Origin of the sequence: Micromonospora sp. DT41 (genome assembly GCF_049841715.1) — a bacterium.
In the GTDB taxonomy this organism is placed as follows: Bacteria; Actinomycetota; Actinomycetes; order Mycobacteriales; family Micromonosporaceae; genus Micromonospora; species Micromonospora profundi.
Genome location: NZ_JBNCKU010000010.1, coordinates 322,867 through 334,795 on the forward strand (window position 1 = coordinate 322,867; position 11,929 = coordinate 334,795).

Below are 11,929 nucleotides of genomic sequence, written 5' to 3' on the forward strand. Positions count from 1 at the left end.
AAGCCCATGGGTTTCACAGGCCACGACGGCGGCACGCTCACACGCCACGAGATAAGCGTCGGTGGCGTTCGGCAGGTCTACCACGTCGTCGGCACCGGCCCGATCTGCGTGGCGCACTCCGGCGGGCCCGGCATCGAATGGGCCTACCTGCGGATGCCGCGCCTGGAAGAGCACTTCACGATGGTGTACGTCGAGCCGGTCGGCACGGGCGCCTCCGGGCGACTCGACGACGCGTCCGACTACCGTCTCGACACGTACGTCCGGTTCCTCGCCGCCGTCGTCGACGACCTCGGCGAGCCCAGGGTGCACCTGCTCGGGCACTCGCACGGCGGCTTCGTCGTCCAGCGGTACGCGCTGGCGCACCCGGACCGGGTCGCCGGGCTCGCCCTGTACGACACCTCGCCCGTCACCGGCGCCGAGTTCTGGGGCGAGGCGATGGCCAACCTCAGCGCGTACCCGGACCGGCCGGAGGCGACGGCGATCCCGGCTGCCTTCGGGCAGATCGGCGGCGCCACCGACGACGAGACGTTGGGTGCCGCGCTACGTGCCGCAGTGCCTGCCTACTTCGCCGACTTCTGGGGCCGGCAGGACGAGTTCGCCCCGTTCCAGGCCGCCGTGCGGATCTCGGCGGCACCTGCGGGCGCGCAGGACCCCACGCCCTTCGACGTACGCGACAGGCTCGGTGAGATCACCGTGCCCATCGTGGTGATCGTGGGTACGTACGACTTCATCTGCGGACCACGCTGGGCCGAGCAGCTGCACGACGGGCTCAAGGATTCGCGTCTGGTGCTGCTCGAGCGCAGCGGGCACTTCGGGCACATCGAGCAGCCTGCGGAGTTCACTCAGGCTGTGGTGGAGCTGCTGCACCGCTGAAACGGCGCACCGCCGCGCCCGACACCGTGATGGGCGTCGCGCGCGGCGGTGCGGTCGGTCAGTGGATGATGACAGGCGTCTTGGCCTGCTCCCCCTGCTCGTTGTCGAGTTGCGCCCGCTGCCGCCGTCGCGGCAGCAGGGCGGCCGGGATGAACGTGAGCACCACCAGCCCGAACGCCACCCAGAACGTGTGGGCGAACGACTTCGCGGCGAAGTCGAGCCCGCGCTCGATGATCGACGGGTCAACCGGGATCTGCTGGAGCAGCTCCGGCCGCTGCTGGGCGGCGATGGCCAGCCCTGCCTCGGTGATCGGCTTGCCGTCCGGGTCCACCGCGCCCGGGATCGGCCGGGAGCCGTTCAGCTCGTTGGTGAGGATCACCGACATGACGGCGGCGCCGACCGAGCCGCCGATCTGCTGGAGGATGTTGACGAGCGTCGAGCCGCGCGCGACCTCCTGCGCCTGCAACGTCCGCAGCGCCGACGTCATGATCGGCATCATCGTGCCGCCCATGCCCAGACCCATCACGAACAGCGACGCGCCGAGCACCCAGTACGAGGTCTGCGCGTCGACCTGCGTGAAGCTGAAGAACCCGATCACGATCAGCGCCAGCGCGAACGGCACGGTGCGACCGATGGGCACCCGGTCCGCGAGCGTCCCGGCGATCGGCATGGTGAGCATCGCGCCGAGCCCCTGGGGTGCGATCAGCAGACCGGCGGCAAGCGTCGACTCGCCGCGCACCTGCAGGAAGTAGCTCGGGAACAGCAGGCCGGCGCCCATGAACGCGATGATGAACACGAACAGGGTCAGCGAGGCGATGGTCAGGTTGCGGTTGCGGAACAGCCGCAGGTCCAGCAGCGGGTGCCGGGGCCTGAAGGAGTAGAGCACGAACGCCACCACAAGCGCGCCGCCGACGAGCATCGGCGCCCACACCTTGGTCTCGGCGAACGTGCCCGTCTCCGGCAGCGACGAGACGCCGTAGAGGAACAGGGCGAGGCCGGGCGAGAGCATCAGCATGCCGAGGAAGTCGAACGACTCCGACGGCTCGGGCGCGTCCTTCGGCAGGGCCATCTGGGCGTAGATGAGGGCGACGACACCGATCGGCAGGTTGATCAGGAAGATCCAGTGCCAGCTCGCCACGTCGATCAGCCAGCCGCCGAGGATCGGGCCACCGATCGGCCCGAGCAGCATCGGGATGCCGAGGACTGCCATCAGCCGGCCGATCCGGTGCGGCCCGGCCGCCCGGGTCATGATGGTCATGCCCAGCGGCATGAGCATGCCGCCGCCGAGGCCCTGCAGGACGCGGTAGGCGATCAGCTCGCCGATCGAGTCGGCGGTGGCGCAGAGCCCGGACCCGATGGTGAACAGCGCGAGCGCCACCATGTAGAGGCGTTTGGTGCCGAACCGGTCGGCTGCCCACCCGCTGAGCGGGATCACAGTGGCCAGCGCCAGCGTGTAGCCGGTCATCGTCCATGCGACGCGCGCGTAGGTCGCGTCGAACTCGCTCTGGAACGTTGGCAGCGCAACGCTTACCACCGTCACGTCGAGGATCGACATGATCGCGCCAAGGACGACGACGCCTGCCACCTTGAGAACTGCGGCGTCGAGCTTGTCCGAGGTCGCGACGGATTGCTGTGTCACAAACTCTCCTGAGGTCGGTTGAACACGCGTTGGTCGGCGGTGGCGGTGCCGCGCCTACCAGGCGCAGGGCGCGGCGTACCAGGGCGACGACGCGCGCAGGCAGACTATCCGCCGGTTGTGACGTCGCGCCGCTGGGTTTCGTGACGCCGACCGGCGACAAGTCCGTTCGGTCGCCCGATTACGGCCGGTCGTCGGGGTGTCGATCAGTCGGCGAGGCGATCGAGCCGTCTGCCAGCAGCGAACGGCAGGCGACCCGAGGCCCAGCGGCTCAGCCAGGGACCGCGAATCCGTGGATGAACCGCACCTGGTTGGGGGTTCGGGACGGTGCCACGGTCGGTGCATGACCACTTCCACCCACACCGTCACCGGCCACTGGATCGGCGGCGAGACACTCGCCGGCTCGGCCGGCACCCTTCCCGTCGTGAACCCGGCGACCGGCGACGTCGTCGCCGAAACCCCGGCCGGCACCGCCGCCGACGTCGACCGGGCCGTCGCCGCCGCCCGGGCGACCTTCCCCGACTGGGCGGCGACCGCCCCGGCGCAGCGGGCCGAGGTGCTGCGCCGCCTGGGCGCCGGTCTCGCCGCCCGCCAGGAGGAGATCGCGACGGTGATCACCGCCGAGATGGGCTCCCCGATCGGGATGTCCCGGACCGCTCAGGTCGCCTTCCCCGCCGCGGTGATCGAGTCCGTGGCCGGCCTGGCCGACGACTTCGCCTGGACCGAGGAGGTCGGCAACTCGCTGATCGTCCGCGAGCCGATCGGCGTGGTCGGCGCGATCACCCCGTGGAACTTCCCGCTGCAGCAGATCGTCTCCAAGCTGGCGCCCGCGCTGCTCGCGGGCAACACGATGGTCTTCAAGCCGTCCGAGAACGCCCCGTTGACCGCGCGGATCCTCGCCGAGGTGGCCGCGGAGGCGGGCGTACCGGCGGGCGTGTTCAACGTGGTGTACGGCACCGGGGCGGTCGTCGGTGAGGCGATCTCCGCCCACCCGGACATCGACATGATCTCCTTCACCGGCTCCACCCGGGCCGGACGACGCATCTCCGAGGTGGCGGCGCACACCGTCAAGCGGGTCACGCTGGAGCTGGGCGGCAAGGGCGCGACCATCATCCTCGACGACGCCGACCTGCCCTCGGCGGTCACCACGGGCATGCTGATGGCGTTCGCCAACGGCGGGCAGGTCTGCGGCGCGTGGCCCCGGATGCTGGTGCCCGCCTCCCGGCAGGACGAGGTCGTCGCACTGGCCGTCGAGGCGGCCCGGCAGCACACCGTCGGCGACCCGACCGACGAGACCACCCGGATCGGGCCGATGGCGTCCGAGGCGCACCGCCAGAAGGTGCTCGGGTACATCGAACGGGGCATCGCCGACGGTGCCCGCCTCGTGTTCGGTGGCCCGGACCGGCCCGCCGGCCTGCCGAACGGCGCCTACGTCCAGCCGACGATCTTCGCCGACGTCGACCCGACGTCCGCGATCGCCCAGGAGGAGATCTTCGGCCCGGTGCTGACGATCATCCCGTATGCCGACGAGGACGAGGCCGTGGCCATCGCCAACGGCACGCTGTACGGGCTGACCAGCGGCGTCTTCGGAGAGCCGGAGCACGCGCTGGCGGTCGCCCGGCGGCTACGCGTGGGCCAGGTCGACGTCAACGCCGGCCACTGGAACCCGCTCGCGCCGTTCGGCGGCTACCGGCAGTCCGGCAACGGCCGGGAGTTCGGCCGCTTCGGTCTGGAGGAGTTCCTGGAGATCAAGTCCATCCAACGCTGAGTCGCCGGGTACCCCGGAACACCACACCAGGGTACGCCTGTTGCAGTCGACGTGCCGGTCCCGCCGGTCCGCCCGGGTGAAGGAGAAGCCAGCCGTGAACCGCGCCGAACTCGCCAGTTTCCTGCGGACCCGACGCGAGGCGCTCCAGCCCGAGGACGTGGGGCTGCCCCGGGGCCAGCGCCGGCGTACCGGAGGGTTGCGGCGCGAGGAAGTCGCCACGTTGAGCGGTATGTCCACCGACTACTACAGTCGGCTGGAGCAGCAGCGGGGTCCGCACCCCTCCGCCCAGATGCTCGCCGCGCTGGCCCGGGGCCTGCGGCTCTCCCTGGCTGAGCGGGACCACCTCTTCCAGCTCGCCGGTCACGCCGTTCCGCACCGGTCGGTCCGGGCCGACCACGTCAACCCGGGGATGATGCGGATCCTCGACCGGTTGCAGGACACCCCCGCCCAGGGTGGTCAACCACCTCGGCGAGACCCTGGCCCAGACCGCGCCGGCGATCGCGCTGCTCGGTGACGAGACCCGGCACACCGGGCTGGCGCGCAGCGCGCACCACCGCTGGTTCACCGACCCCCGGGTGCGGCAACGGCACCCGGCGCAGGACCACGAGACGCAGAGCGGCCTCCTCGTGGCGCACCTGCACGCCGCGTACACCCGGGATGGCAGGGGTTCGCGGGCGGCGACGATCGTCGACGACCTGCTGGCCCGGAGCCCGGAGTTCACCCGGCGGTGGCAGGAGCACCCGGTGCCGGGGCGGCTACTGCCCGGCGAAGCGCTTCCTCCACCCGGAGGTCGGGGCACTGGAGCTGCACTGTCAGACCCTGGTGGATCCCGACCAGTCCCAGACGCTGCTGGTCTTCACGGCCGTGCCCGGGTCGGAGAGCGACGAGAAACTGCGGCTGCTCTCCGTCATCGGCGCCCAGGTCGTCTGACCCCCGGTCCACGACGCGCCGGACGGTCGCCGTGCGCGCGGCCGTTCACCGGGGCGACCCGTACCGGGCCGGGCTGACGCCCAGGTGACGCCGGAAGTGCCGGGTGAGGTGAGCCTGGTCGAAGAACCCGGTCGCGGCGGCGACCTCGGCCGGCCGCTGCCCCGCGAGGAGCAGCCGACGCGCCAGCTCGACCCGGCGACCGGTCAGGTACGAGTGCGGCGGCAGCCCGTGCACGTGGGTGAACGTACGGACCAGGTGCGTCGGGTGGGCGTGCAGCAGCTCGGCGGCCTCCCGCAGGGTGACGCCCTCGACCGTCCGGGCGTCCAGCAGCTCACGCAGCCGCGTCGCGAGGCTGTGCGCCGCCGGCTGCGCGCCGGCCGGAGAGTTCAGCCGTAACCGTTGGCGCAGCCGGTCCAGGATAAGCGCCAGCCGGCTGTCGGCCTCGAACTCGTCGCCCGGGGCGGCGAGCACCTCGTGCAGGTGGTGGATGCGGTGCCGTAGCTGCGGATCGGCGAGGTCCGGACGGTCGACCGCCCGGCCGACCAGCTCGGCGTCGAGCGCCGTGGTGTCGAGGTACAGGACCCGCTTGCGAAAGCCGCCCGGTGTGGCGGAGCGGCCGTCGTGCGCCACGTACGGCGGGAGCAGGGTGACCGACGTCCGCAGCGCGCCGTGGCGGTGCCGGTCCAGGTCGAAGTGGACCGCGCCGTCGTCGACGATCAGCAGCGTCCACACGTCGTGGGTGTGCAGCGGGTACGCGTGGTCCACGAAGTGGGCGTGGAAGACCTCGGTGACCCCGGCGACGGCGGGTCGCCACGCGCTGACGTGGGAGCCTGCCGCCCGGGTGGCCACGCTAAGAACGTACAAGACCCGGCGGCGCCGGGCGGGCAGGCTCGACGTCATGACCGAACCGATCCGCTTTCCCACGAAGATCGCTGTGTTGCTCCGCAACGACCTGGCCGGCTGGCAGCGGCTGAACGTCACCGCCTTCCTGGTCAGCGGCGTCGCGCACGCCGAGCCGGAGTTGCTCGGCGAGGAGTACCGCGACGCGGACGGCACCCGGTACCTGCCGATGTTCCGTCAGCCCGTGCTGGTCTTCGCCGGTGACCGGGCCACGCTTACCAGTGCGCACTCTCGCGCGCTCACCCGCGGGCTACGCCTGTCGATCTTCACGCACGAGCTTTTCACCACCGGGAACGACCGGGACAACCGGGCCGCGGTGCAGGCGGTCGGCCGCGAGAAGCTCGACCTGGTGGGGCTTGCCCTGCACGGGCCGCGCACAGTGGTCGACAAGGTGCTCAAGGGCGCGACAATGCATCCCTGACCGCACCCCGCCGCGGGCCGGCGCCGATTCCTCGGCGCCGGCCCGCGGCGGCAGGCGGGGCGGGCTCAGCCATCGGCCCCCAGCGCCACCACCGGGCTGACCCGCGACGCACGCCGGGCCGGCAGGACCCCGGCCAGCGCGGTCAGCGCGGTCAGCGTCACGAACAGCCCGACCAGGGGCAGCACCGGTACGGTCAGCGGTGCGTTGATCCCCAGGGACTGGACCGCTATCCAGGCGTACGGGACGCCGAGCAGCAGGCCGATGGTCGCACCGATCACCCCGTAGAGGCCGGACTCCACTGTCAGCATCGTGCGCAGACCGGCCCGGGACAGGCCGATCGCGCGGAGCAACCCGGATTCGCGTACCCGTTCGACAACCGAGAGCGCGGTCGTGGAGCCCACGCCGACGACAGCGATCAGCACGGTCAGGCTGACCAGACCGACAGCGATCCCGACCAGGGTGCGCACCACCTCGTCGTTGCGGTCCCGCTCGTCGGCGAGCACCACGAGGCCCACGCTGTCGCTGTCGCCGATCGCGGCCCGCAGCGCCCGTACGCCGGCCGTGCGACCGTCCTCACCGGACCCGGCCGCGTCGGCCAGCAGACCGGTGTACGCGGTCGGCACACCGAGCCGGTCCAGATCGGCCGGGTCGATGAGAACACCTGCGTGCAGAGGACCGTCACCGGGCAGGACCGCCGCCACCCGTACGTCGAGCCTGCGCGCCGCGAGGGCGAGGGTGACGGTGTCGCCGGCCCGCAGACCGGCGTCCCGGGCAACCCAGTTGTTGAGCACGATTCCGCCGGGACCGCGATCGGCGAGACTGCCCTCGGCGACGTCCAGGTCACGGCTTGTCGGCAACGCTGTCAGGTCCAGGTCGGTGGCCGGGTATCCGGACTCGGTCTCGCCGAGCTTGTCGGCGCCGCGCATCAGTGTGACCTCGTCGACCTGCCGGTACGGCACCACCCGCGCCAGAGCGCCACCAGCCGCCTCGGCCCGGGTCACGACGTCCGCCGGCAGCGCCGCACCGCCGCCGTTGACCTCGAAGTCGGCGGGGGCCGACAACGCCATCTCGCGGTCGGCGAGGACCTGCAACGACGCGCCGCCGATCACCACCCCGGAGATCAGTGTCACGCCGAGCGCCACCACGACGGAGACCGCTGCCGCCCGGCGCGGCGCACCGCCGATCCCGCTTACCGCCATCCGCCCGAGCGGCCCGAGTTGGCGCAACGGCCAGCCCACCACGGCCAGCACCGGGCGCACCAGCAGCGGCCCGAGGGCCACGAGCGCGAAGAACGCGAGCGTGCCGGACCCGACAAGCAGGAGCAGTGGCAGAAGCGGGTCGTACGTCGTTTGCTCCGGCTTCGGCAACTGGCTGATCGTCGCGACGGCTGCCACTGCCGCGCCGACGACCAGGAGCAGCCCGAACACCAGGCGCAGGACGCCGATGCCGCGCCGGCCTGCGGTGGTGCTCGCCGCCCGCAACGCCTCCAGCGGGGAGACACGGGCGGCCGACAGCGCCGGCGCCAGGACGGCGAGGACTGTGAGCAGGACGGCGCCGAGCACCACCGCGGCAGCCGCCACCAGCGGTGGGGGCGGCGTCGAGACGGCGTGGCCGGCGGAGCGCAGGATCGCCGGCACCGCGTACCCGAGGGCGAGGGCGCTGCCGACTCCGACGAGGCCAGCGACGAACCCGGTCAGGGCCCCCTCGACGGTCATCGCCCTGACCAGGGTGCCTCGACTCGCGCCGACGGCACGCAGCAGCGCGAGCTGCCGCATCCGCTGGGCGAAGACGATGCGGAAGGTGGAGGTGACCACGAGCGCCGCCGCGACGACGGCGATCGCGACGAACACGCCGACCAGGATGAAGACCGTGCCGACCTCGTCTACCGCAGCGTTGGCCTCCGCCTGGCGTACCTCGTCGCCGGTGCGGATCGGCTGGCCGGGGACCGCCGCGGTCACCCGCTGGTGGACGGCCTCTGTCGACTCTCCGGAGGCCACCCGCACATCGACGCGATCCACTGTGTTCAGGCGTCCCCACGAGGTCACGGCGCCCTCCGGGGCGTACGCGTCGTAGCCGGAGTCGGCATTGGTGTCCACGATGCCGGTCACGACGAGGCGGGCGGGCGCTGTGAGTTCACCGCCTTCGCCGTTGACGGTGCTGCCGACGGAGAGCCCCGCCCGTTGGGCGGTGCGAGGGGTGACAGCGATTTCCCCGGGCTGGTCCGGGTAGCTGCCCTCGACGACTGTGACGATGCTCAGCGGGCCGGCGCCCGGATCGGCCTGGAGGTTGAGGTACGTCTTGTCGACGGCCACCCCGATCGACACCCGGCCCACCGCCTCGGCCACACCGGGCAGGGCGCGGATCCGCGTCAGGTCCGCCACTGTGGGTGGCGCCTGGTTCACGCTGCCGATCACCAGGTCGGTGACGGCCGGCGTGCCGCTCAGGTTGTCCCGTACCGTCCGTTCGCTGATCCCCTGCACCAGCACGGTGCCGAAGACGACGAACGACGCGACGAGGATCGCCAGGCCGGTCAGGATCAGCCGTCCGGGCCGCCGGGCGGCGGCACTCGTCTGGGTACGCAGCACTGTCGCCCTCATGCGCGGGCCGCCAGATCACGCAGCGCGTCGGTGACCGAGTCGTGGTTCGGCTTGTCGATCTCACCGGCGAGCCGGCCGTCGGCGAGAAGCACCACCCGGTCGGCGTACGCGGCGGCGACCGGGTCGTGGGTGACCATGACGACCGTCTGTCCGAGGTCGCGGACCGAGTCACGCAGGACGGCGAGAACCTCCGCTCCGGATCGGGAGTCGAGGTTGCCGGTCGGCTCGTCGGCGAACACCACCTCGGGACGTGCGACAAGCGCACGGGCCAGTGCCACCCGCTGCTGCTGGCCGCCGGACAGTTCGCTGGGCCGGTGGCCGAGCCTGTCGCCCAGGCCCAACACCCCCACCAGGTGCGCGAGGAGCTGACGGTCGGGCTCCCGGCCGGCGAGGTCCAGCGGGAGGGTGATGTTCTGCGCGGCAGTGAGCTGCGGCAGCAGGTTGAACGCCTGGAAGACGAACCCGATCCGGTCGCGGCGTACCCGGGTCAGCGTACGGTCGGACTGCCTGGTGAGGTCGGTGCCGCCGAGCAGGATCCGGCCGGAGGTTGCCGTGTCCAGGCCGGCGAGGCAGTGCATGAGCGTCGACTTGCCGGACCCGGACGCGCCCATGATCGCGGTGAACTCGGCCCGGCCGAAGCCCACCGACACCCCGTCCAGGGCACGGACGGCGGTGTCGCCGCTGCCGTACACCTTCACCAGGTTGACGGCGGCGACCGCGGCGTGGCTGGTCTCCGGTAGGGCGTGGGTTGTCATCGTTCCTCCAGTGGCTGCAATGTGACACCGGAAGCGTCGCCGCCACGGGCAGGTGGGCACATCGGCCCGCAGCCGGGTATCGCCGACGTCGGGTCTGCCTTTCGGCTGATCTGTCATCTCCACCCGACTGGCTACGCTGGGTCATCATGAGCGCCCCGGATCTTCGACGTTGGTGGGTACGCCTGGCCCAGGCCCTCGGGCTCCTGGTCTTCGGGCTGCTCGCTCTCTTCGACGTCACGGCCACCATGTCGGATGTCTTCGGAGTGACCGCTCTCCTGCTCCTGCTGGTGCCGACCGGGTTGGCGGTCGCGACGGTGCCGCTCTGGCTTCCGGTGCACCGGCTGGGCTCCCGCCGGCTGCCGCTGGCCGCTCTGGCAGTCGCCACCGCCTCACTTACCGTGACCGCAATGCTTGTGGTCCTCACCGGCGGCACCGTGTTCGCCCGCACCTGGGGGCTGGCCGAGTCGGCCGGGCTGATCGGTGTGGTCTTCGTGGTGAGCCGCTGGGGCGCACCCCGGTTCGCCGTGTGGGCGGCGGTGCTGGCCGGGCTCGCCGTGGCGGCGATGCCGCTGCGCATCGGCACCGACAGCCTGCTCGTGATCTTCGGACTGCTCCAGGCGCTCGCGGCTGTCGCCGCCGCCGGGGTGGGGCTCTACCTGCGGGTGCTCGCCGCCGGTCGGGCCCGGGCGATCGCCCTGGTCAGGGCCGAACAGCGTGCGGAGTTCGCCCGCGACCTGCACGACTTCATCGCCCACCACGTGACAGGCATCGTGGTGCAGGCGCAGGGTGCGCGGTTCATCGCCGAGCAGGATCCGCGTCGGGTGATCGTCGCCCTGGAGCAGATCGAGCAGGCCGGTGCCGAGACGATGGCCTCGATGCGGAGGATGGTGGGGATCCTGCGGAACCCGGACGCTCCGCCGGACGCGCCGCTGGCCCCGCTGGCCGGGGTGAGGGACCTGGCGCCTCTGCTGTCCGGGTTCAACGGCACGGCGAGCGCGCCGGCACGGCTACACGTCGACGGTGACCTGGAGGGACTGCCGGTGGAGGTGTCGACATCGGCGTACCGGGTGGTGATGGAGGGGCTGACGAACACCCGCCAACATGCCCCGGACGCGCGATCGGTGGACGTGTCAGTGCGCCGTACACCGGACTGGTTGCTGGTCCGGGTGGCCGACGACGGCGCGACCCCACGCACGGCCCCGGCCCGCGGGCACGGTTTCGGCCTGCTCGGCCTCACCGAGCGGGTACGCGCCCTCGGCGGCACGATCACCGCCGGGCCCGGTGTCGCCGGTGGCTGGGTGCTCGACGCCGCGTTCCCGCTGCGCCCGGCGGTGGCCCGGTGATCCGCGTGCTCATCGCCGACGACCAGGCGATGGTGCGGACCGGCTTCGGCATGATCATCGGGGCGCAGTCGGACATGGCTGTGGTCGGCGAGGCCGCCGACGGGGTCGAGGCTGTCGAGTTGGCCCGGCGGCTACGCCCGGACGTGGTGTTGCTGGACATCCGGATGCCCCGGCTCGACGGCCTCGAAGCCCTGCGGCTGCTCGCCGGGCCGGGCGTCGCCGATCCGATCCGGGTCGTCGTGGTGACGACCTTCGACCTCGACGAGTACGTGCACACAGCGCTCTCCAACGGCGCCTGCGGCTTCCTGCTCAAGGACTCCGGCCCGGCGCTGCTCGTGGAGGCGGTCCGCGCGGCGGTGTCCGGTGACGCGTTGATCAGCCCGTCCATCACGGTACGTCTGCTGGAGCACCTCAGCCCGCCCGCGTTCCCGCACGACGACGCCGGACTGTCACCTCGGGAACTCGACGTCGTGCGACTCGTCGCCCGGGGCCTGACGAACGCCGAGATCGCCGCGCAGCTCTTCATCGCCGTCGGCACTGTCAAGACCCACCTGGCAAGCGTCCAGATGAAACTTCCGGCCCGCAACCGGGTCGAGATCGCCGCCTGGGCCTGGGAGCGCCGCCTCGTCAGCTAGTGCTCTGACCACGAACGTTCACGGTGTTGGATGACACGCCGTGGGGCCTGTCGGCTGGGCGGCGTCGGGGC

At 72.0% G+C, this 11,929-nt stretch carries 11 protein-coding genes and 1 pseudogene; 8 read left to right on the forward strand and 4 right to left on the reverse strand.

Going from position 1 to position 11,929, the window contains the following annotated elements:
- Nucleotides 1–6: 6 nt before the first annotated feature.
- On the forward strand, nucleotides 7–873 hold the full coding sequence (locus tag ACLQ23_RS20845) for an alpha/beta fold hydrolase (protein ID WP_425880958.1): 867 nt from the start codon (nucleotides 7–9) through the stop codon (nucleotides 871–873).
- Nucleotides 874–931: 58 nt separating this feature from the next.
- Here the strand turns inward: ACLQ23_RS20845 and ACLQ23_RS20850 are convergent, their stop codons facing one another.
- Complete coding sequence (locus ACLQ23_RS20850; protein ID WP_355588915.1) at nucleotides 932–2,512, reverse strand: DHA2 family efflux MFS transporter permease subunit; 1,581 nt, start codon at nucleotides 2,510–2,512, stop codon at nucleotides 932–934.
- A 340-nt stretch (nucleotides 2,513–2,852) separates the two neighbouring features.
- Here ACLQ23_RS20850 and ACLQ23_RS20855 point away from each other — a divergent pair, with 340 nt between their 5' ends.
- From ACLQ23_RS20855 to ACLQ23_RS20870, 4 genes and pseudogenes are all read left to right on the forward strand, one after another.
- Nucleotides 2,853–4,277 carry an aldehyde dehydrogenase family protein gene (locus ACLQ23_RS20855; protein WP_425880959.1) on the forward strand — a complete coding sequence of 475 codons (1,425 nt, stop codon included), beginning with the start codon at nucleotides 2,853–2,855 and terminating at the stop codon, nucleotides 4,275–4,277.
- Nucleotides 4,278–4,371: 94 nt separating this feature from the next.
- Nucleotides 4,372–4,791, forward strand: coding sequence for a helix-turn-helix domain-containing protein (locus ACLQ23_RS20860; RefSeq protein ID WP_425880960.1), 420 nt, complete (start codon nucleotides 4,372–4,374; stop codon nucleotides 4,789–4,791).
- Nucleotides 4,730–4,972: pseudogene (locus ACLQ23_RS20865) on the forward strand (transcriptional regulator); the annotation flags it as partial. The gene ACLQ23_RS20860 and the pseudogene ACLQ23_RS20865, both read left to right, overlap by 62 nt.
- A gap of 127 nt (nucleotides 4,973–5,099) precedes the next feature.
- Nucleotides 5,100–5,207, forward strand: a complete 108-nt coding sequence (locus tag ACLQ23_RS20870; protein ID WP_425880961.1) for a hypothetical protein — start codon at nucleotides 5,100–5,102, stop codon at nucleotides 5,205–5,207.
- A gap of 45 nt (nucleotides 5,208–5,252) precedes the next feature.
- On the opposite strand, the gene ACLQ23_RS20875 is transcribed toward ACLQ23_RS20870, so the two are convergent.
- Nucleotides 5,253–6,056, reverse strand: a complete 804-nt coding sequence (locus ACLQ23_RS20875; protein ID WP_355588909.1) for a helix-turn-helix transcriptional regulator — start codon at nucleotides 6,054–6,056, stop codon at nucleotides 5,253–5,255.
- Between the two features lie 49 nt (nucleotides 6,057–6,105).
- On the opposite strand from ACLQ23_RS20875, the gene ACLQ23_RS20880 reads away from it, so the two are divergent.
- Nucleotides 6,106–6,528, forward strand: coding sequence for a DUF2000 domain-containing protein (locus ACLQ23_RS20880; protein ID WP_355588907.1), 423 nt, complete (start codon nucleotides 6,106–6,108; stop codon nucleotides 6,526–6,528).
- Nucleotides 6,529–6,593: 65 nt separating this feature from the next.
- Here ACLQ23_RS20880 and ACLQ23_RS20885 read toward each other — a convergent pair whose 3' ends face one another.
- Together ACLQ23_RS20885 and ACLQ23_RS20890 are read right to left on the reverse strand one after the other, a co-directional pair.
- Entirely contained in the window at nucleotides 6,594–9,125 is a 2,532-nt protein-coding gene (locus tag ACLQ23_RS20885; protein ID WP_425880962.1) for an FtsX-like permease family protein, read from the reverse strand.
- Entirely contained in the window at nucleotides 9,122–9,880 is a 759-nt protein-coding gene (locus ACLQ23_RS20890) for an ABC transporter ATP-binding protein (protein WP_355588903.1), read from the reverse strand. Before ACLQ23_RS20890 ends, ACLQ23_RS20885 begins: the two co-directional genes overlap by 4 nt.
- A gap of 146 nt (nucleotides 9,881–10,026) precedes the next feature.
- Between ACLQ23_RS20890 and ACLQ23_RS20895 the strand changes: the two genes are divergently transcribed.
- Entirely contained in the window at nucleotides 10,027–11,223 is a 1,197-nt protein-coding gene (locus ACLQ23_RS20895; RefSeq protein ID WP_355588901.1) for a sensor histidine kinase, read from the forward strand.
- Entirely contained in the window at nucleotides 11,220–11,858 is a 639-nt protein-coding gene (locus ACLQ23_RS20900) for a response regulator transcription factor (RefSeq protein WP_355588899.1), read from the forward strand. Before ACLQ23_RS20895 ends, ACLQ23_RS20900 begins: the two co-directional genes overlap by 4 nt.
- Nucleotides 11,859–11,929: the final 71 nt, after the last annotated feature.